Below are 20,070 nucleotides of genomic sequence, written 5' to 3'. Positions count from 1 at the left end.
ATGCTCGACCAATCACCTGTGTGCATTTGTTACACAGGCTGGGCTCAGAGGCCGTCGGCAGGCACACCGATAATGCAACCCAGCACCCGCGCAAATTGCGCGTAGATAACCCCCCGGTCAACCTCGCCTGTGGCCAGCCCCATATATTCAATAGTCTGCACGGTACTCAACAATAGGGCCGCATCCACCTTGGGCTGCGGTGATCCCAGCTGTTCGCAAAACACCACAAAGCCATCTTCAAAACGCTTGCGCAGCTGCATGGCACAGGCACGCAAATCGGGCTCTAGGTGCAGATCAAAGAAGAAGGTCATCTCTAGTACTACGCCGCTGGGCCGATGGGTGATGACGTCCGACACATAGCCCGTGGCAAAATCTGCCAAATAGTCGCGCAGCTGGCGCCGCTCCTCCAGGGAAGTCATGGGCGCCGTTTGCAGAAATTGCAGCAACCTTTCCCAGGTGGTGTCCACTTCCCGCTCAACCCGGGCCCTGTAGTGTTCGAAGGCCTCGGAAATCAGCTCTTTCAAGTCTTTGAAGTAATAGGTGGTGAGCGACAAATTAACATTGGCCTCTGCAGCCACAGCCCTGTGGGTTACCGCATTGTGGCCATTGCGCACGATCAACCGCAGCGTTGCTTCCAGAATTGCCTGCCGGGTCTGCTCCCCCTTGGCACGGCGTGATTTTACTTCTGCAACCATCATTGCCTCTTCTTTGGGTATCCATCCATAGGGCAACCGCGGCCCTCACGATCATTTCACACTAAATTAAAAAACGCGCGGACCGTATCCGCCTCCCACATCGTATCTTGATAGCCTAGCTCAATCAGCTCGGAACAAAACTCAGGGGCAAACAACAGGTAGCTGGCCGCCGTCGCGCCACCGCCCTTGGCCGTGGCGCCGGTGGAACTGAAAAACCAGCGCAACGCCTTGGGTAAATAGCGCACCTTGCGGCCGGCAATTTTGTCCAGCTCCTGCGACGGCGAAATAATCAAGCTGTCCACGGTGCGCAGCGGCAATCCGGCCGCGGCGCGCTGATCCTCGGGTATCATATTCAGCAGGCGATTGACGCGCTCAAGGTGTTCGATATCCGACTCCATACTATCCACAAAGGCAGCATTAAACAGGTGCCCAAGAATCTGTGCGATTGAGGGCGAGTGTCGAACCGGCCGGCGCTTGCCCCAGTGCTGGGGGTTGCGATTGCCACTCACCCCCACCACAAAAACGCGATCGGCGCCGAGGTGCAACGCGGGGCTTATGGGGGCCAATTGGCGCACGGCGCCGTCGCCAAAGTACTCGCGATTGATTCGCACCGTGGGAAAGATAGTGGGAATGGCCGACGACGCCAGCAAATGGCGCGCATCTAGCTGTGTGGGAGTACCAATGCGGTGATAGCGGCGCCAAGCACGCAATTCTGGATGCCCCTGGAAAAAGCTTACCGATTCACCCGAGGAGTATCCCATGGCGGTAACGCACACCGCATCTAAATGGCCTGCCGCAATGGCGGGTGCAATATTTTTAAAGGCAATCTTATCGTGAATCAGCTGATGCAGGGGCTGGTTATCCAGCAATGCCAGAGGTTGATGGCGCCCCACCCCCTCGTTAAACAGCGACAGACCGATTTTGCCCACCCCTTTCACCAGGTCGCCCAAGCTGTTTTTGTAGACCTGATCCACTGTCAGGTTTTGCCAAATCCCCACCAGTGAGGCAACAGATTCTCGAAAGGGGCCCGGATGACTAGCCAACGCCAAGGCGTTAATGGCACCGGCGGAGGTGCCGCAAATGATGGGAAAAGGATTGGCGACGTCTGCAGGCAATAGCTCCGCCAGGGCTTGTAGCACCCCTACCTGATAGGCCGCACGAGCGCCGCCTCCCGACAAAACCAACGCACTTTTCATAAACTGCCATTTCGCCCTGTTAGAATCATTCTAGCCGGCATCATAGCAGAGTGGCATAAAAACACCGAAAAGGTCATTTAGATTGCAGTTACGGCTCGCGCCTGCGCATGAATCGCGAAGAGCCCTTTCAGCTGCGCAATCAAAAACGCCAGCAAATGCTGGCGTAATTGACTCAAGCAGCAGGCTTTAGCTCGCGCCGCAAAATTTTACCCACATTCGACTTGGGCAGCTCTGTGCGGAATTCCACACTGCGCGGCACTTTATAACCGGTAAGGTTTTGACGACAGTAGTCGATAATCGCCTGCTCCGTGAGGCTGCTGTCTGCGGCCACCACAAACAGTTTAACCTGCTCGCCGCTTTTCGGGTCGGGCAAACCCACCGCCGCCGCCTCTAACACCGCCGGATGCAGGCACACCACGTCCTCGATTTCATTGGGGTAGACGTTAAAGCCGGACACAATGATCATGTCTTTCTTGCGGTCTACGATGCGCACATAACCATCGTCTTGCACCACCGCCATGTCACCGGTCTTTAACCAGCCCTCGGCATCCAGCACCTTGGCGGTTTCTTCCGGGCGCGCCCAATAGCCTTTCATAACCTGAGGACCGCGCACGCAAAGTTCGCCTGCCTCGCCCTGAGGCAGCGTATTGCCCTCGTCATCCACAACTTTTAACTCTGTATCCGGTACCGGAAGCCCCACAGTACCCTGCTGAATGGCGTGTGGCGGGTTAACGGTTACCACCGGCGATGTTTCGGTCATACCGTAACCTTCACTCACCACGCAGCCGGTGATCTCCTGCCAGCGCTTGGCCGCCTCTTTGGTGAGAGCCATGCCACCCGAGGCCGTGGTACGCAGTGCGGAAAAGTCTAACTGGGCAAAGCCCTCGTCGCGGCAGAGTGCATTGAAAAGGGTGTTCAAGCCAACAAAGCCGGTTATTTTTTGGCCTCTAAGCGACTTCACAAAACCTGGAATGTCGCGCGGATTGGGAATAAGAATGGAGTGACAGCCAGCTGCCAACAGGGTCATGCAATGCAAAGTAAAGGCGTAGATGTGGTACAGCGGCAAGGGCGCCACAAACAGCTCCTTGCCAATTGACACACCCTCGCCCAGCATTTCGCGCACCTGCTGCATGTTGGCCACGAGATTGGCGTGGGTCAACATCGCACCTTTTGCGACGCCTGTGGTTCCACCGGTGTACTGCAATACCGCCACATCTTGCGGCTGGTGCGACGACGGCTCGTAGGCGCTAAGATCGGTGCCGGCAAGCGTACTTCTAAAATCAACCTGACGAGCAAAGGAAACGTCTGGCACCTCGCGCTTGATGTATTTCAACACGCTGTTAATGAGCAGGCGTTTGATGGGGGCGTGTAAATCGCCCACTTCGGTAACAATCACCTGTGCAACCTGGGTATCGGCCACCACCTCGGCAGCACTGCCGGCAATATTCGCCAACACCACCAGGGCTTTGGCGCCCGAGTCATTTAGCTGGTGCTTTAATTCGCGCGGGGTATACAGGGGGTTGGTATTAACGACAGTTAAGCCTGCGCGCATTGCACCAAAAACCACAACCGGGTACTGCAGGATATTTGGCAACTGCACGGCGATGCGATCGCCGGGCTTAAGGTCTGTTTTCTGCTGCAGGTAACAAGCAAATTGCAAACTCAGGTGATCGAGCTCTGCAAATGTCAGGGTGCGCCCCAAACACGTAAACGCAGGGTTAGCAGCGAAGGTTTCACAGGCTTTGTTTAACACTTCCACTACAGTGCTGTTGGTATCTATCACGTATCCTCCTGTACCGTCACTTTTATCGTTATCGGCCGTGAGATGTATCGGTCAATGCACAGTTCGCGCACTGGTTTCATTGCGGTTGCACATTTGCTGGTAAAGGCACAGCAAATTACACAGGTGCAAAGATATCAATTAATCGGGATGCAAGCGCCAAACTACCACGAACTTTAATGTGGCCAAACATAAATGCCTGCATACCGCTGACGCGCCCCTGAAACATATCGTCCAGCGTCTGCCACTCCATAGTAATCCACAAGTCGGCCGGCGCGCGGGCGTCGCCCGTGTAGAAGTCCAATTGGCCCTCGTGGATGTGCATGTAAAAGTTACTGCCATCGGGAATGACATACTGAAACAGCGAATTGAGGCCAGCGGCCTGTTCGGGCCTAAAGCTGGCTTCAAATCGCTGTTGCAGTTGTTGAAACGTAAATGCCACCGGTGCTTAAGCCCCAGCCTTAGAACGCGAAATGTTCTGAGTCCAGAGCCATCAGGTTGTTGGCACCTGACTTAATGGTTTCAACCAAAGTGCGAGTACGCGGCAACATACGCTGGAAGTAAAATTGCGCCGTCATGATTTTTGCTTCGTAGAACGCCTTGTCGCTGGCACCGGCCGCTATCTTAGCCTGTGCATCCGCCGCCGCCAATGCCCAGAAATAAGCCAGCGTTGCGTAGCCGGAGTACATCAGGAAGTCCACCGAAGCAGCACCCACTTCATCCGGATTTTCCATGGCCAGCATACCCACGTGCATGGTCAGCTCGCCCCACTCTTTATTGATGTCCGCCAGCGGTTTCACAAATGCAGCAACCGCTTCATTACCTTCATTGGCCTGGCAGAATTTGTGCACAATCTTAGTAAAGCGCTTGAGCGACTCGCCATTGGTCATCAACACTTTGCGACCCAAAAGATCCAGAGCCTGAATGCCGGTGGTGCCTTCATACAACATGGAGATGCGACAATCGCGCACGTTTTGCTCCATGCCCCACTCGGCAATATAGCCGTGGCCGCCAAAGCATTGCAGGCCCAGATTAGACGCTTCAAAACCGCTCTCGGTCACAAAGGCTTTGGCAATAGGAGTCAAAAAGCCCAGCAGCTCATCGGCCGCTTTGCGGGTGGCTTCATCTTCCGCGCGGTCGACGATGTCCACCTGCTGTGCCGTGTAGTAAATCAGCATGCGGCTGCCTTCGGCAATGGCCTTCTGCGTGAGCAACATGCGGCGAACATCTGGGTGCACAATGATTGGGTCGGCTGGGCCGTCCGGATTTTTAGGGCCAGACAAGGAGCGCATCTGCAAACGGTCGCGGGCGTATTCCAGTGACTTCTGGAAGCCCACTTCAGCGTGCGCCAGACCCTGCAGGGCGGTGCCTACACGCGCGGTATTCATAAAGGTGAACATGCAGTTCAAACCTTTGTTTGGCGGGCCAATCAAAAAGCCTTTGGCGCCGTCGAAGTTCATCACACAGGTTGCATTGCCGTGAATGCCCATCTTGTGTTCCAGCGAACCGCATTTCACGCCATTGCGCTCGCCGACGCTGCCGTCTTCGTTGAGGTTAAACTTGGGAACAATGAACAGCGAAATTCCTTTGGTACCCGCTGGGGCATCGGGCAGGCGCGCCAGTACGATGTGTACAATATTCTCGGCCATGTCGTGTTCGCCGGCGGAGATAAAGATTTTGGTGCCGGTGATGCTGTAAGAGCCATCGGCATTGGGCTCGGCCTTGGTGCGCAGCATGCCCAAATCGGTGCCGCAGTGGGGCTCGGTCAAGCACATAGTGCCGGTCCAGCTGCCCTCGACCAGCTTAGTCAGGTAGTGCTCTTTCTGCTGCTCGGTGCCGTGCGCTTCAATGGTGTTCATGGCGCCGTGCGACAGGCCAGGATACATACCCCAGGACCAGTTCGCCGAGCCCACCATCTCGCTCAAAATAGTTCCCAGCGATTGAGGCAGGCCCTGGCCGCCGTATTCCAGATGATGACACATGGAGGGCCAACCGGCCTCTACATACTGATGGTAAGCTTCTTTGAAACCGGTCGGGGTTTTCACCTCGCCATCGTTCCACTGGCAGCCTTCCTGGTCGCCAACGGCATTGAGGGGGGCCAATACGTTCTCGCAGAACTTTGCGCCCTCTTCAATGACCGCATTTACGACGTCGGGGCTCGCCTCGTCGCCGCCTGGCAATGACTGGTAGTGCTGCTCGTAGCCAAGCAGCTCCCACATTACATATTGAATATCACGCAACGGGGCTTTGTAATCACTCATGTCATAAACCTCTGGTTATTCGATTGGGTATGGCAACAGAATCCGGTATTACGCGCCGGCTCTCAATAGCGAAATCAACCACATTGGCTGACATTTTTAGGCGGGCGGGCTAACAGTGTAGGCCGAATCAGAGGCGCCAGCAGGCAATTTCAGGGCTTTTCCAGGCCTTTGCGGTACTCGCCTGGGGTTACTCCTGTCCACTTCTTGAAGGCCCGGAAAAAGGCACTGGTTTCGTCAAATCCCAGACGCTCGGCAATGCAGCTATTGGTCAGCTCTGGGCAGCTGAGGTAGTGAAATGCGGCCTCCATGCGGCATTCGTCCTTCAAACGCTGATAAGAGGTCTGCTCGGCTTGCAACTTGCGCCGCAGCGTGGTGACCGACAGGTTCAGGCGCGAGGCCACAGCCTCTGCGCTGGGCTGATTGCCGCTGACATCCTTGGACAGAATGGCCCGCACCTTGGCCTTCAAGCTCTGCTGGCTGGCATCACTGATTACCAGGTGATAAGGCGCCGAGCGCACAAAGTCCATCAAGGTATCCTGGTTTTGCACAATCGGGGCATCCAGGTAGCTGGCATCGAATTCAAAGCCGGTGAAAGGCTGCTCAAAATGCAGTTGGGCGGGATAGCATTCGGCCATCTCCCGGAATTCATCCGGGCAGGCAAAGGCGAAATAGATGCCAAACAGGGGGATCTCACGGCCGATCAACCAAGCATTGAAACGCTGCCAGACGGCCAGGCTAGTGCGAACCTGATTGGGTGTGGCATTGGCCACCATCTGATCAAACTCGTCCCGCGAGACAGAGCTAATACCGCACATTTCTACCCGCGCCACGCCCTGAGCCGGCTCCGACAACCGCGAGCGCACCAGAAAACCGCGGCAAATTTCACAAAACTCCCCTGCCCTGACAATCGCCTGGCGCAGATTGGCTGACTGAATCACCGTCAAGCACAGCAAGCGAAAAGAGCCTAGCCGCACCTTGCCGCCGCTGAACATGCCAAAGCACTCGTCTTGCATCACCTGCATGACGCGCTGGTACAGCTTGCCGTATTTAAGGGCCGAAAAACTGCGCCCGGGCATCAGCTCCTCTTCCTGAATGGCCAGCTCCGCCATCAAGCCCGCGCGATTACCGCCATTGTCTGCCACGGTGTTGAGCAGTGTGGAGGCATATTCACTGGGAACGCTGACATCGGCCATGGCTGAGGGTTAATCTTTGTGGCTAAAACGGTGAATACATTTGCGCCAAAGGCGCGCGATCAGGTGCGCCAAGACCACGGTCAGCGCTGCCGCCAGCATAATGACTAACAGCGCCAACAGGCTGGCCAGACCAAAACGGAGCGCCTCACTTAGCGGGAGGTCCCACGCCAGTATCGCGGCCAGGATGAAGGCTAGGCAGGCGCCAAGGCTAACAGCAAATGAGCCTTTTTTGCGGAAAAAACGGCCAATAATCATTCAGCGTCCAAATATTCAGTATTGGCTAGCATTCGAGTACCAGCCGGGTTAACGCATAGGCTACGCCATCCTGGCATGACGAGCGAGTCACAAAGTTAGCCGAGGCCTGCACATCGGCGTTGGCATTGCCCATGGCCACGCCAATGCCCGCCGCAGATAAAAATGCTTTGTCAGATCCGCCGTCGCCCAAGGCCATCACCTGCGCAGGGCTAAGCCTCAAATACTGCAATAAGCGAGCAAATAAGGCCGGTTTGTCGACGTCACCCGATACCACGCTGGCAAACTGCCAGTTCGGCCGCGATGGCAAGTGAGCATAGGCAAAATGAAACTGCGGCCAAGCGGCTTCCAGCGGCGCCAAGCCCGCAGGCTGCGCGTCTAACTGGGCACCTAAAAGCAGCTTGTAGGCGGGTTCATCAGGCCACTCCGACAAAGGCGCGTAGATGGGACTAACACCCAGGTGGCGAGCGTGTTCGCGACTGATATCGCTGGCAGTCGTGGTGTAGAACCTATCCTTATAATAGGCCTCGCAGTAGAAACCCTCCGCCAGCGCCACCCTCGCCAGCGGTTTCAACTGCTCAAAGGGTAAGGCGCAATCTGCCAACAACTCGTCGCCCGCGCGGCACAGCCCACCCGTGTAAAACACATGGGGGCCGTCCAATTGCAATTGACGTTGTAGGTGCGCCACAGCGAAAGGTGGGCGGCCAGTTGCAAAGGCCGTGCGTATACCGCGTTGCTTGAGGCGCGCGATGGCTGCGCAGGTGGCCTCGGTGAGCTCGCCCTCAGCATTTAATAAGGTGCCGTCTATATCGAAAAAAACCAAGCGCACATCGCCCGCCAACGCCGCGGCAGGCCGTTGATCCAAATGGGGGGTTATCATGATTTAAATGTGCAGACCGCCCTCGTGGCTCCACTCGCATCGCACGGAGATGCCGCCACTACCAGGCGCGTGGTAGCTGCCGTTGGATTCCCAGGTGAAGGTGTGGGTGCCAGACAGCTCTGTCTCCAGGTGTACTGTGGCACTGACCCAATACATCCCGGAAAGCAAATCTTCAAATTTAGCCAGCCATTGTTCCCATTCGTACTCTACTGCCTTGTAAGAGGCACCAAAGTGCATAACATCTGTGTGATACTGACTCATAGTGCTTTCCTGCACGGGCAGAGAAAACATGTCCCGACACAGAAAGGGCCAGTCGTCGGCGTCGGGTAGCGCCATCATCGCTTTGGCATTGGTGCGTCGCCGCTCGCTGTCGCGCAGCGATCCGCAAACATCTTTAATGCAACCGTATACGATGGACTCCTGATCGTTATACATAGCACTCCGCCTCTTTAGTGTTATTCCTGTTTGTGCCAATGACCCTAGGGCCACCGCTACGCTCACGAAACTGGTTTATGCCAGACACTCTACCCAAAACGCTCCGGCGCAACAATGATCACGGGCGCAGGCCCAGCGTGTCACAATCCTCAGAACGGCCACCAGGAAGACCCCAAACTGTCTTCGCATTGACTGAGCTGTGCGCGGTAACTGTTGGCGCGCCGAGACACCTTTTGTGCCACTTTTTTTAGCCACGCTTTTTTAGCGTAAGTGCGCCGATTAAAGCCGCCGTGCCCCTCGTGATAGGCCAAGTATAAATGGTAGGTGTCTGTGGGTTTAATTTTTGACAGCCGTCCGCTTTGGTAGTTGTACCAACCGATAAAATCAATGGCATCGCCAAAATCGTCGCGGCTAGACCAGCCATTGCCGCTGTTGTTTTGATACCACTCCCAGGTTTCATCCTTAGCCTGGGAGTAACCATAGGCACTACTCTTGCGCGGCCCGGGAATGACCCACAATATTTTGGTGCGCGGCGGCTTGGCCTTTGCCACAAAACGACTTTCTTGATGCATCATGGCCATTAACGTTGGAATGGGCGAGCGCCAGCGCTTCTCCGCCGATTTCGCCTCGTCGTACCAACCGCCTTTTTCCCGGAAAATATCGCAAATATTATCGGGATTGCGCGGTGGCGAGGTGGTGCAACCCACGCTCAATAGCACCAGCCCGACAACAACCCAGCGATACCCAATACTCATTCCTGCCCCCAGGCCTGCAATTGTTTTAAAAATTCGCTTTCATCCAACACCGACACACCCAGCGTTTGCGCCTTGGTCAACTTAGAGCCGGCGCCCGGCCCGGCCACTACACAGTGAGTTTTGGCCGATACACTGCCCGATACTTTAGCACCCAAAGCCAGCAGTTTTTCTTTGGCCTCATCGCGCGTCATCTGCTCTAGTGTGCCAGTCAGCACCCAGGTTTGCCCCGCGAGCGGCAAACTGGCTTCAGTCGCGGGCGCCTGCTCGGGCCATTGCACGCCGGCCGCTTGCAACTCGGCAATGTGCGCCTGATTGCGCGCATCGGCAAAAAAACGGGCGATGCTGGCCGCCGAGACGGGACCAATATCGCTAATGGCCAAGAGTACTTCTTCCGAGGCCACCTGAAGATTGGCCAGCGACCCAAAGGTTGCCGCCAACACGCGTGCGGTGGTCTCGCCCACCTCGCGAATGCCCAGGCCAAATAAAAACTTGGCCAAGGTAGTGGATTTACTGGCTTCAATTGAGGCCAGCAGATTATCTGCCGACTTCTCTCCCATGCGCTCTAACGCCAACAGCGCGTCCCTTTTCGCGTGCAGATGAAAAATATCCACCACGCTCGACACCAGTTTTTCATCCACCAATTGCTCGACGAGCTTGTCACCCAGACCTTCGATATCCAGCGCCTTGCGCGACACAAAATGCTTAATACCCTCTTTAATCTGCGCCTGGCACACCAGTCCACCGGCACAGCGCACGGCGGCCTCGCCCTCAGGCTGCACCACCGCCGAGCCACACACCGGACAGGCGTCTGGAAACAACACAGGCCGCGCATCGGCGGGCCGTTTGTTTGCAATTACCGATACAATTTGCGGGATCACATCACCCGCCCGGCGCACGATCACTGTGTCGCCCACCATGACATTCAAACGAGCGATTTCATCTTTATTGTGCAGGGTGGCATTCGATACAGTGACACCGCCCACAAACACCGGCTCCAAGCGCGCTACGGGCGTAATCGCACCGGTGCGCCCCACCTGAAACTCCACATCCAATAAGCGCGTCATTTCTTCCTGGGCGGGGAATTTATGGGCAATGGCCCAGCGCGGTGCGCGCGCCACAAAACCCAGCTGTTGCTGTAGCTGACGGCTATTTACCTTAAAAACAATCCCATCGATGTCGTAGGCCAAGGCGGCGCGCTTGTCGCCCAGCGCACTGAAATAATCCAGACACGCCTCAATGCCCTCGACGGCGCGCATCTCAGGATTAATTAAAAAACCCCATTGACTGAGCGAGTGCAACACATCGGTGTGGCGGTCCGGCAATTCGCCCTCTACCTGCCCCACGTTGTAACAACAAAATTCCAACGGGCGCTGCGCGGTGATTTTAGGGTCAAGTTGACGCAGGCTGCCGGCAGCGGCATTACGCGGATTAACAAACAGCTTTTCGCCCCTTTCTCGCGCCAGGTTATTAAGTCGCTCGAAACCGGCCTTGGGCATATAAATTTCACCGCGCACCTCTAGCAGTGGTGGAAAGCCCTCACCCAGAAGTTTTAATGGCACCGAACCGATGGTGCGCACATTGGCGGTAATGTCTTCACCCGTGGTGCCATCGCCGCGGGTAGCCGCCTGCACCAAAACCCCTGCTTGATACAGCAAGCTCACAGCTATGCCATCGAGCTTCGGCTCACAAGCGTACTCAATGGGCGCCTCTGACTTAAGGCGATCTTGCAACCGCTTGTTGAAGTCGTACATATCCTGCGCATTAAACGCATTGTCGAGCGACAGCATGGGAACTGCATGAGTCACCTGCTGAAACGCACTCATGGGTTTTGCGCCTACGCGCTGACTGGGCGAATCTGCCGACACCCAATCCGGATGGGCCTGCTCCAATGCCTGAAGCTGGCGCATTAACCGATCGTACTCGGCATCCGGCAATTGCGGGTCGTCGAGCACGTAGTAGCGGTAATTATGGTAATTCAGTTGCGCTTTGAGATTTTCGTATTCTGCATGTGTTGCGGTGTTTGAGGCCATGGTGCTCTTATTCTTGCGTAATCGAAACTGCGCTTGAGTTAAGCAATGCGCAGGGCCGCCAACTGCGGAGTAGGCCGACCGATCACCGCCACCTGGCTGAGGTTTGCGCTCCCCGCTAACCTAGTGACAGTAGTGACCGGCCTGCCCCACTTTCGGGGCCAACGTGGCTCGCACAGGGAGCCCCCGTGCAAGTAGACAATTAAACGCGCGCGCGCGCCAGTTGGCGTTTGCGTTCGTATTCGGCAACGCGCGCACGATTGTGCTCGATGGTTTGTGGGGTAAGCGTGCTCAACTGATCGTCGCGCAACTCACCGCCCAGATTTTCTGCCAATTGCTTTGCCGTTTTAACCATTGCCTCGTATGCGGGCAGACTTTCGGCGTCGCTCGGCAGCGTCATAAACAGGCTTAAACCGGGCGTGTCGTTTTCGTCCATGCGGTGCAAATCAAACACGCCGGGCTGCACCATATTCACCAAGCTGAATTGAATGGGGCCTTCGCCATCATCCTGCTGGTGCATGTGGAAAATCTTGCGCGAGCCAAAACGCATGCCCGCTCCCAAAATGGCCTCTTTGATGGCCGCGCCCACGAAAACCTCGCCCTTTGGCGCCATCACCCGCACCACAAATACCTCTTCGGGCTCTTCGGCGGCACCTAGTTGGGGTTCGCGGCTATCGGGCTGGACGGCTTCGGAGCGGCCGGAAAACAGCACCCGGTCGTAGGCGTCCTGATCGATATCAGCCTCGTCGTCCTCCACAAGCTCGGTATTGAAACTGGGTTCGCGGCGCTCGGTGTCTGGCTCGTCATCCAGCGTCGGCTCTGTCGTTAGCCTTGGCTCTTCATCCACATTCATTAACAAAGGTACGTGCTGATCCAGATCCAGCTCTTCCTGGCGAGCGGCAGCTGGCTGGGCGGCCTCGGGCTTTCGCGGCGCAGCCGACACAGAACTGTCCGCGGGCTTGGCCGCCGGAGCGACCGTTTTAGATCGCGCAGTCTGCTTGCCCGCCACACTGACAGCGGGTTTTGGCGTGGGCTTAACAGCTGCAGCCTGATCGCGCTTGCCCACAACGCGGGCACCGCCATTGGGTAGCTCACTGCCGTAAGCCTCCAGGTCTTCTTTATTGGTGCCTTTGTGCATCGATAGCGACATGCGCATGTCGTTGCGCTTGGCGGCGCGCATGCGGCGCAGACCATCAAGCAGCACGCCAATAATCAAACAGGCCATGATGACGGTAAACCATTCACGCATAGCGAAATTCCTTCCTCGCGTTGCTTTGGTTGAAAGCATACTGTGTGTTGATCATTTCACCAAACTCTGTGATCACGAAGCCGCCAGTTCGGCCGCCTCTTCAACGTCTACGGTTACCAGGCGCGAGACGCCCGGTTCATGCATGGTCACACCAAGCAACTGGTGCGCCATTTCCATAGCGATCTTATTGTGGGTAATGTAGATGAACTGCACATGGGCGGACATTTCTTCCACCATGCGCGCATAGCGGCCCACATTGGCATCGTCCAGTGGCGCATCAACCTCATCCAGCATACAGAAAGGCGCGGGATTAAGGCGGAAAATCGAGAATACCAGCGCAATGGCCGTCAGTGCTTTTTCACCGCCGCTAAGCAGGTGAATCGTGGAATTTCGCTTGCCTGGCGGTCGCGCCATGATGGCAATACCGGTATCCAGCAGGTCTTCTCCGGTCAGCTCCAAGTAGGCGTGCCCGCCGCCGAAGACTTTGGGGAAAAGCTCCTGCAAGCCGCTATTAACCTGGTCAAAGGTTTCTTTAAAACGGGTGCGCGTTTCGCGATCAATTTTTCGAATGGCATTTTCCAGGGTTTCCAGCGCTTCCATCAGGTCGCTATTTTGTGCATCCAGATAATTTTTGCGCTCGGATTCAGATTTGTACTCTTCGATAGCCGCCAAGTTAATGGGGCCCAAGCGGGTAATCCGATTGCCAATGGTCTCCAGCTGCGCCACCATGGGTGCTTCTTCGGCGTCTTCGGGCAGTGCCGCTAACAGGGTTTCCAGATCGAAGGCCTCTTCGGTCAGCTGGTTTTCAAAGCCCTGCTTTTGCACCTCCAGCGTCTGCGCTTGCAAGCGCTCCTGCTCAAGGTTGGCACGCACTTTTTGCACGTCCTGTTCTGCGCGATTGCGCTGCTGTTCGGCATCGCGCAGGTCGTGCTCAACCGTTTCTACTGCCCGGCGTGCCTCGGTCAATTCAGCTTCTATGGTAACGCGCTTTTCGAGCAGCGCCTCCAGCTCTAACTTGTACTCTTCGATGGGGTCGTGATTATCAGCCAGGGCCGCCTCTAGCTGCTCGCGTCTTTCGGTTAAACGCACCGACTGCTCTTGCAGGCGGGACATGCCCGATTGAATGGCAGACAACTGCGTGCGCAAGCTTTGCACGCGCATGGCCAATTCGTGGCTGCGATCTTTGTCGTGGCGCGCTTTCTGGCGCGCTTCGTCTAAACGCGCGCGAATGCCATCGCGGCGAGTCATGAGCTCTTCGCGCTTGCCGGTGTCGCGCTCCATGGCGTCGATAGCTTCTTCCAACGTCATGCGGGCCTCAGACAGGTGCTCCGCTTCCATCTCCATTTGCTCGCGCGCTTCAGACACTTCGGCCGCAATGCGTTTTTTGCGCTCAAGAATCTGCTCTACCTTCACTTGACGGCCCGACAACTGAGCTTTCAGCTCGCTGTATTTGCGCGAGTGGTCATCCAGGCTGCGGCGCAATTGCTCCCGGTTTTGCTCTAGCTCTTTTAAGCGCTCGCGGCCCAACTGCAATTGCTCCGCTTGCTCCGCAACTTCACCTTCCAACTGCGCCAAGGTTTCGGCCAGCTCTTCCAATTCTTGCTTGCGGGCAATGACACCGGCGGTGGCGTCGTTGTCGCGCACCACGCGCAACCAGTTTGGGCCAATCCAAATGGCATCTTTGGTAATAACCGATTCACTGGCCGACAGCTGATCGCGCAGCGCCAGCGCTTCGGCCAACGAATCAACGGCGTACACCTGCCCCACCAGCGAGGCGATACTAACATCGGCCTCAATGAAGCTGTCGAGTGTGGGTGCCTTGTCGCCCGCAATGGGGGCAACTTTGGCCGCGCCATCCACCAGTAACAACTGACCTTGGGTCAGGCTATCCAGTACCGCCGCAACAGAGTCCAGACCTTCCGTGCACACTGCCTGCAGGTTATTGCCCAGCACGGTTTCAACGGCTTTGTCCCAGCCATCGCGCACTCGCAAGCCCTCGGCCAGACGCGGTTTATCGGCCAGACCATTGCCTTCCATCCAGCGCGTTACGGCTTTGTTTTGCTCGCCTAAAGCGGCCTGCTGTAATGCCTCTAACGACGCGTGCCGGCCGCGCAAGGTTTGCAGACGGCTTTTCTTTTCATCCAGGCTATTGCCCAGCTGATTGTTGGTTTCGCGCAGACCGTTAATGTCGTCATTTAGCTGTTCGTTACGACTGCGAGACTCTTCGCCGTCCAACTCCAGCTCGGCCAGCTGCTCGCTGAGCGCTTCAATTTCTTCTTCCACATCGCCTGCGGTGAGGTGGGACTTTTCTTCCTCGAGTTTGCGAATGCGTTCCAACAATCGGGTCTGCACCTGCTCCAAATGCTGGATGCGCGACTGCTGCACCTCGGCGCGCTGGCGCGGCTCCGAGGCCTGCTGATTAAACTCGTCCCACTCCATTTGCCACTGCTGCATCTGCTCTTCCGCTTCCTGCAGCATTTCACCGGAGTTGTCGCCGGCCGATTGCACCAACTCCAGCTCGGGTTCTATTTCCAGCAACTCCGCCTGCCAACCCTCGGCCTTTTCGGCATCCAGACGCAAGTGCTCTTCGGCTTCTTTGCAGTCGCGGCGGGTTTGGTCCAAGTCGATGGTCAACTGACGCACGCGATCCTGGGCGTGCGTAATACTTTGCTCAATACGCGCAATGTCGGAGCCGATGGCATAGTAGCGGCCCTGTACCTCATTAAATTTATCACCAAGCTCGGTGTACTGTGCGCGATACTTTTCGATTAAGGTGTCTTTGTTTACCTGGGCAGAAACAAACTGCTCCACCTGTACTTCTAGCTCGCGAATCGCGGTGCGTTTTACCGTGACCTGCTCGGCCAAAACCCGATAGCGCAATGCCTGCAGCTGGGCTTTCAGTTCGCGCTCTTCTTTTTTGTATTCGCCGTACTTTTCAGCCGCCTGAGCCTGGCGTTCCAAGCGCGCAATCTGGCGCTCAAGCTCGTCGCGAATGTCGGTCAGGCGCTCCAGGTTTTCATGGGTGCGCCTGATCCGATTTTCAGTGTCGCGCCGGCGCTCTTTGTACTTGGAAATGCCCGCCGCTTCTTCAATAAAGATACGCAGGTCTTCAGGCCGGGCTTCAATTAGCCGCGAGATCATGCCCTGCTCGATGATGGCATAGGAGCGCGGGCCTAAACCGGTGCCCAAAAAGATATCGGTAATATCGCGGCGCCGGCACTTGTTGCCGTTCAGGTAGTAAAAGTTTTGCCCCTCGCGGGTAACCTTGCGGCGAATGGAGATCTCCGCATAGCTGGCGTACTCGCCCAATAGCTTGCCTTCGGAATTATCAAAGACCAGCTCAATCGATGCCTGGCCCACGGGCTTGCGACCGCCGGAGCCATTAAAGATGACATCGGTCATGTTTTCGCCACGCAGGTTTTTGGCGGAAGACTCCCCCATAACCCAACGCACAGCGTCAATGATATTAGACTTACCACAGCCGTTTGGACCTACCACGGCGCCCAGGTTTGAGGGGAAATTCACGGTAGTCGGGTCTACAAACGACTTAAACCCGGCCAGCTTGATACATTTAAGCCGCATGCAACAGTTTCACTCTTAAACTCAGTAATTATAACTTACTGATTTTTCTAATGTTTATGGGCGAACACCCTTGAGAAGCGAGCCGATTTTCAGGCTGTAAAGGCGCTCCTTGCCGGTCTTATTCGACGCCCGAAGATGGGGCGATTCTACACAGTTGTAGCCCCCTTTTCACCCCGCCTTACGGCACCTGCTTATCGATGGTTAGCGCCAGCTTGACGCTGCCCTCGGCCAGCGAAATTGGGCCTTTAGCGGCCTGCCAGTCACCCGGCTGAGGTGCCGGGCTCCCGGTAGCAGACAAGCGCGCCACCACTTCTAACTGGCCCGCATCGGCGAGCGAGGTGCCGGCCATCATGGCCATACTGTCGTTTAGCACCACAGTGATGGGCAGCTGATCGACGCTTAGGCGCTGAATAGCCAGGGGCATTTTGGCGCCCTGCCAGGCGCGGGCGTAGACAAAGAGCGTTTGTCCCGCTGCCGGCACACCGTCTGCGAGCGCCACATCGATGGTAATGCTGGGTAAACTCGTGTCTTGCGATACTGGCGCTGAGTCGCCGGCCTCGGCCAGTGCCGCCTGGGCGCGCGCTACGCCACCCGCCAGCGCCTGGTAACCGGGGCTGCCCGGCCGGCCCTGAGCCATGGCTTTTTGCCAGTGAGTGATGGCAGCCTGATAATCCTGCCGCTCAAACGCCGCAATGCCTGCAAGACCCAGGGCCGTGCCGTTATCGGGCACCAGCGCCAGGGCGCGCTGCGTCACCCGCTGCACTTCGGGCGTCATTTGGTTGTTAGACGCCAAAAACAGCGCCTGCGCCATTTCTGCAACCACTAAACCCGCTTCTGGCTCTCGATTTACCACTTCCAAATAGGCCATGGTGGCGTCGGCATATTGGCCCAACTCCATATAAAGTCGCGCCAACGAAAACCAGTTCTGGGTGTTGTCGGGCCGCTGATCTAAGCGGTCGCGCAATAGCGCAATAACGCGCTGGGCATCCTCCGGGCTCTCCAGCGCTTGTATTTCTTGTTGAAGTAACAAATCTTGACTGGCACCCTGCTGCCAATACCACAGCCCCGCCAGCAGCGGCAGCAGCGCCGCGCTGATCCACAGTAACTGGCGACCACCCCGATGCGTGAATCGTGGCTCCTGCGACTCGTCGGCGGTATCACTTAGCAGCGAAAGCTGCAGCTCATCCAGCATGGCTTGATGGGCGTCGGCATCCAATTCGCCGTCTTGCAGCTGTTTATCCAGTTCAGCCTGACGCTCTTTGTATATTTCGATATTTGTCGCGCCCCGCGCCACCCCCCCAGGGGAAGCACCTGCGCGCGCAGCCCACAGCGGCCACACAATGCAAAGCGCTGCAACCAAAGCCATCAGCGTGGCCGCAATCCAAAAAAACGTCATAACTGTTTGTCCTGCTTGTTGGAACCCAATAATTCAGCCAATTTCGCGCGTTCTGCCTCACCCACTGAGGCCGCCTGCTGGCGTCGATTGCCGCGCTGGATCATCAACGCCACTAACACGCCCAACATCAATAACACCACCGGGGTAAACCACAGCAGTAAGGTATTGGACTGCACGCGAGGCTTGTACAAAATAAAGTCCCCATAACGGGCTACCATAAAATCCACAATTTCCTCGTCGCTCTTGCCTTCTTGTAACAGTCGGTGTAATTCACGCCGCAAGTCGGCAGCGATGGGGGAGTCGGAGCCCGCCAAGTTCTGGTTCTGGCACTTGGGGCAACGCATCTCTTCTATAAAGGTGAGGTAGCGGGCACGCAATGCTTGGTCGTCAAACTCATACACATCTATGGCCGCATTTCCCGTTGCCGCCACGCCCGCCAGCAGCCACACTACAAGCACTCCTATAAAATTGCCGATCTGTCGATTCACCTGATACCCTCTTCTATTCCACTGCAGGACGCCACTGGGGGCCGCAGTATAACAACGGCCCTTACGCCCGCCTATCACTCCCGCCCGCCAATAACCGCCGTTAGACAAGGTATTGAATCCACTCAAAAAAACGCACAATCTAGTTGACCGGCAGAGAATAATCAGTAGAATACGCGGCTCCTGAACACCGGGTGGTTAGCTCAGTTGGTAGAGCGGCGCCCTTACAAGGCGTAGGTCACAGGTTCGACCCCTGTACCACCCACCATATTTGGTAGTGTTTAACGCGTGTTAGACACACCGCCCCGGTTTAGCGGACCGGTAGTTCAGTTGGTTAGAATGCCGGCCTGTCACGCCGGAGGTCGCGGGTTCGAGTCCCGTCCGGTCCGCCACTAAATAAAACAGCCTCGACTTCGGTCGGGGCTTTTTTATATCTGCTCGATTGCCGGCGGATTAAATTCAAGGCAAAAGAGCTACACCTACGCCTGACCATAACTTGAGCTCCCAACGCTGCAGCTGACTCAGGAACCTACGCTGAAAAAAACAACCCAATTAGATCCGTTCATTGCCACAGCAATGCCACCAATGGCAATAGAAAAATTTGCACCTGTCGCACATACAAAAAACCCCGAACTGACTGAAAGTTCGAGGCTTATTGGGTAGACGCGAATTGCCTACAGATCAGCATCCCTAATAGAAGTCAAAGCTAGCGACGGGCACGCCTAACGCCAAACAACCCCACCAGACCAAGCCCTAGCAAGGCAATTCCCACAGGCTCCGGCACGCTGGCCGGCTGAACCACCACCACATTGTCAAAATACTGCATGGGCGTGTAACTGGCATTGCCGTAACCTCGCGACATCTGAATACGCAATTCGTGCACGCCCGCCGCCACGGTGGTACTGGCCGATAGCGAGCCAAACTCCTTTACACCGTTAGTAGTGGAGCCAAAATCAAACACATCCAATACACTGCCATTTAAAATCAACTCAAACAATCCACCATCGCCGTTGTTTGAAAAGGCATCGATAGCGATATCCAGGCTTATATCTAACACGCCCCCGGCAGCGGTGAAGCTTTGCAACAAACCACCACCTACGCGCGGCGATCCACCGCCGATGGGTCCCGACGCACCCTGCCCCACTTGAAACCTGGCCGCAAATGAATCGACTGCATTATTGTCGGTATCGAACAAAGAGACCCCCGACGATCCAATACTGCCAATGTGACTGCCGGAATTAAACGTGTAGGTACTCCAACCCGAAAAATCACCGGTTTCAAAATCACCGTTAGTAATTAAAGAAGCGCTCGCCCCTGCCGCAACACACCACAAAACCAGCGCAGAAACCCCAGCCGAAAGTGTCCGATACATTGTTTACTCCCTGTCGATACTACATCATTAAAAGAGTCGCCGAGTTTAAAAGAGGTGCAGCGCCAACGCCACGGCTCAGGACTCATGCTTTGGGCTGAATTTCAAAGCGCGCGCCCACCGCATCCCTCACTCGCGACAGCCTCTGCTAACCAGCCCTACCCAGCCCCATCACCAACAGTCCCAAACTACCCGCACTTCACCGCAGCCCGTTTGACCCATTCAAATTACATCACTAAATTCAGCAAAAACCATTCAAATAATAAGTCTTAGCGCAATCGTCGAATACAACTACAACAGGGAACTTGGGGATGAATTTCAAATCAGTACTTTTTAATGCGAATAGCAAACTGCGCAACGGCTGGTGGATTGCACTATTTGTTGCGCTTATTATCGCCACCCAACCGCTCTACCGATGGATTACTAGTGCACTTAGCGAACTGCAGACACCGGAACTACTCGTCGAATTCACCTCGCCTGCCCTCATTTTAATCATCACCTTTCTGTGCGCGCGG

The 20,070-nt window shown here is 56.0% G+C and carries 17 protein-coding genes and 2 tRNA genes; 3 read left to right on the top strand and 16 right to left on the bottom strand.

The window, feature by feature from the left end:
• Positions 1-44 precede the first annotated feature (44 nt).
• The 15 genes from ACW8F6_RS15885 to ACW8F6_RS15815 all read right to left on the bottom strand — a co-directional run bounded on the left by ACW8F6_RS15885 (position 45) and on the right by ACW8F6_RS15815 (position 18,189).
• Complete coding sequence (locus tag ACW8F6_RS15885) at positions 45-698, bottom strand: TetR/AcrR family transcriptional regulator (protein ID WP_491576861.1); 654 nt, start codon at positions 696-698, stop codon at positions 45-47.
• Positions 699-751: 53 nt separating this feature from the next.
• On the bottom strand, positions 752-1,891 hold the full coding sequence (locus tag ACW8F6_RS15880) for a patatin-like phospholipase family protein (protein WP_491576860.1): 1,140 nt from the start codon (positions 1,889-1,891) through the stop codon (positions 752-754).
• Positions 1,892-2,063: 172 nt separating this feature from the next.
• A complete protein-coding gene (locus ACW8F6_RS15875) occupies positions 2,064-3,674 on the bottom strand; it encodes an AMP-binding protein (protein ID WP_491576859.1) in 1,611 nt (536 codons plus the stop codon).
• A gap of 115 nt (positions 3,675-3,789) precedes the next feature.
• Positions 3,790-4,113: an SCP2 sterol-binding domain-containing protein gene (locus ACW8F6_RS15870; protein ID WP_491576858.1), complete on the bottom strand. Its 324-nt coding sequence runs from the start codon at positions 4,111-4,113 to the stop codon at positions 3,790-3,792.
• 19 nt (positions 4,114-4,132) lie between these two features.
• A complete protein-coding gene (locus ACW8F6_RS15865; protein WP_491576857.1) occupies positions 4,133-5,932 on the bottom strand; it encodes an acyl-CoA dehydrogenase C-terminal domain-containing protein in 1,800 nt (599 codons plus the stop codon).
• Between the two features lie 149 nt (positions 5,933-6,081).
• Positions 6,082-7,125 carry an AraC family transcriptional regulator gene (locus ACW8F6_RS15860; RefSeq protein ID WP_491576856.1) on the bottom strand — a complete coding sequence of 348 codons (1,044 nt, stop codon included), beginning with the start codon at positions 7,123-7,125 and terminating at the stop codon, positions 6,082-6,084.
• 9 nt (positions 7,126-7,134) lie between these two features.
• A complete protein-coding gene (locus ACW8F6_RS15855; RefSeq protein WP_491576855.1) occupies positions 7,135-7,380 on the bottom strand; it encodes a hypothetical protein in 246 nt (81 codons plus the stop codon).
• Between the two features lie 25 nt (positions 7,381-7,405).
• On the bottom strand, positions 7,406-8,257 hold the full coding sequence (locus tag ACW8F6_RS15850; RefSeq protein WP_491576854.1) for an HAD family hydrolase: 852 nt from the start codon (positions 8,255-8,257) through the stop codon (positions 7,406-7,408).
• A 3-nt stretch (positions 8,258-8,260) separates the two neighbouring features.
• Positions 8,261-8,692 carry a hypothetical protein gene (locus tag ACW8F6_RS15845; protein ID WP_491576853.1) on the bottom strand — a complete coding sequence of 144 codons (432 nt, stop codon included), beginning with the start codon at positions 8,690-8,692 and terminating at the stop codon, positions 8,261-8,263.
• A 149-nt stretch (positions 8,693-8,841) separates the two neighbouring features.
• The gene (locus ACW8F6_RS15840) at positions 8,842-9,447 is read right to left on the bottom strand and encodes a transglycosylase SLT domain-containing protein (protein WP_491576852.1); all 606 of its coding nucleotides are present in this window, start codon (positions 9,445-9,447) and stop codon (positions 8,842-8,844) included.
• A complete protein-coding gene (ligA, locus tag ACW8F6_RS15835; RefSeq protein WP_491576851.1) occupies positions 9,444-11,477 on the bottom strand; it encodes an NAD-dependent DNA ligase LigA in 2,034 nt (677 codons plus the stop codon). Before ligA ends, ACW8F6_RS15840 begins: the two co-directional genes overlap by 4 nt.
• Positions 11,478-11,676: 199 nt before the next feature.
• Entirely contained in the window at positions 11,677-12,723 is a 1,047-nt protein-coding gene (gene zipA / locus ACW8F6_RS15830; protein ID WP_491576850.1) for a cell division protein ZipA, read from the bottom strand.
• Between the two features lie 72 nt (positions 12,724-12,795).
• Positions 12,796-16,305, bottom strand: a complete 3,510-nt coding sequence (gene smc, locus ACW8F6_RS15825) for a chromosome segregation protein SMC (RefSeq protein WP_491576849.1) — start codon at positions 16,303-16,305, stop codon at positions 12,796-12,798.
• A 178-nt stretch (positions 16,306-16,483) separates the two neighbouring features.
• Positions 16,484-17,701 (bottom strand): c-type cytochrome biogenesis protein CcmI, encoded by a 1,218-nt coding sequence (gene ccmI, locus ACW8F6_RS15820; RefSeq protein WP_491576848.1) that lies wholly within the window; start codon positions 17,699-17,701, stop codon positions 16,484-16,486.
• Positions 17,698-18,189 (bottom strand): cytochrome c-type biogenesis protein, encoded by a 492-nt coding sequence (locus tag ACW8F6_RS15815; protein ID WP_491576847.1) that lies wholly within the window; start codon positions 18,187-18,189, stop codon positions 17,698-17,700. The genes ccmI and ACW8F6_RS15815 overlap by 4 nt, the downstream gene beginning before the upstream one ends.
• A 189-nt stretch (positions 18,190-18,378) precedes the next feature.
• Between ACW8F6_RS15815 and ACW8F6_RS15810 the strand changes: the two genes are divergently transcribed.
• A tRNA-Val gene (locus ACW8F6_RS15810) sits at positions 18,379-18,454 on the top strand.
• Between the two features lie 47 nt (positions 18,455-18,501).
• Positions 18,502-18,578, top strand: a tRNA-Asp gene (locus ACW8F6_RS15805).
• Positions 18,579-18,892: 314 nt separating this feature from the next.
• On the opposite strand, the gene ACW8F6_RS15800 is transcribed toward ACW8F6_RS15805, so the two are convergent.
• Positions 18,893-19,558, bottom strand: coding sequence for a PEP-CTERM sorting domain-containing protein (locus ACW8F6_RS15800; protein WP_491576846.1), 666 nt, complete (start codon positions 19,556-19,558; stop codon positions 18,893-18,895).
• A gap of 308 nt (positions 19,559-19,866) precedes the next feature.
• On the opposite strand from ACW8F6_RS15800, the gene ACW8F6_RS15795 reads away from it, so the two are divergent.
• The coding region (locus ACW8F6_RS15795; protein ID WP_491576845.1) for a hypothetical protein at positions 19,867-20,070 on the top strand (204 nt) is incomplete at its 3' end.

The sequence above is a fragment of the Simiduia sp. genome (genome assembly GCF_058345725.1).
The sequence above is the reverse complement of the archived record's forward strand: the minus strand, read 5'-3'. Positions and strand labels throughout refer to the sequence as shown.

What these genes read in the sequence shown, in the direction of transcription:
- ACW8F6_RS15885 (WP_491576861.1), bottom strand. Translation starts at nt 698, where the DNA reads ATGATGGTTGCAGAAGTAAAATCACGCCGTGCCAAGGGGGAGCAGACC.
- ACW8F6_RS15880 (WP_491576860.1), bottom strand. Translation starts at nt 1,891, where the DNA reads ATGAAAAGTGCGTTGGTTTTGTCGGGAGGCGGCGCTCGTGCGGCCTAT.
- ACW8F6_RS15865 (WP_491576857.1), bottom strand. Translation starts at nt 5,932, where the DNA reads ATGAGTGATTACAAAGCCCCGTTGCGTGATATTCAATATGTAATGTGG.
- ACW8F6_RS15860 (WP_491576856.1), bottom strand. Translation starts at nt 7,125, where the DNA reads ATGGCCGATGTCAGCGTTCCCAGTGAATATGCCTCCACACTGCTCAAC.
- ACW8F6_RS15855 (WP_491576855.1), bottom strand. Translation starts at nt 7,380, where the DNA reads ATGATTATTGGCCGTTTTTTCCGCAAAAAAGGCTCATTTGCTGTTAGC.
- ACW8F6_RS15850 (WP_491576854.1), bottom strand. Translation starts at nt 8,257, where the DNA reads ATGATAACCCCCCATTTGGATCAACGGCCTGCCGCGGCGTTGGCGGGC.
- ACW8F6_RS15845 (WP_491576853.1), bottom strand. Translation starts at nt 8,692, where the DNA reads ATGTATAACGATCAGGAGTCCATCGTATACGGTTGCATTAAAGATGTT.
- ACW8F6_RS15840 (WP_491576852.1), bottom strand. Translation starts at nt 9,447, where the DNA reads ATGAGTATTGGGTATCGCTGGGTTGTTGTCGGGCTGGTGCTATTGAGC.
- ligA (WP_491576851.1), bottom strand. Translation starts at nt 11,477, where the DNA reads ATGGCCTCAAACACCGCAACACATGCAGAATACGAAAATCTCAAAGCG.
- zipA (WP_491576850.1), bottom strand. Translation starts at nt 12,723, where the DNA reads ATGCGTGAATGGTTTACCGTCATCATGGCCTGTTTGATTATTGGCGTG.
- smc (WP_491576849.1), bottom strand. Translation starts at nt 16,305, where the DNA reads ATGCGGCTTAAATGTATCAAGCTGGCCGGGTTTAAGTCGTTTGTAGAC.
- ccmI (WP_491576848.1), bottom strand. Translation starts at nt 17,701, where the DNA reads ATGACGTTTTTTTGGATTGCGGCCACGCTGATGGCTTTGGTTGCAGCG.
- ACW8F6_RS15800 (WP_491576846.1), bottom strand. Translation starts at nt 19,558, where the DNA reads ATGTATCGGACACTTTCGGCTGGGGTTTCTGCGCTGGTTTTGTGGTGT.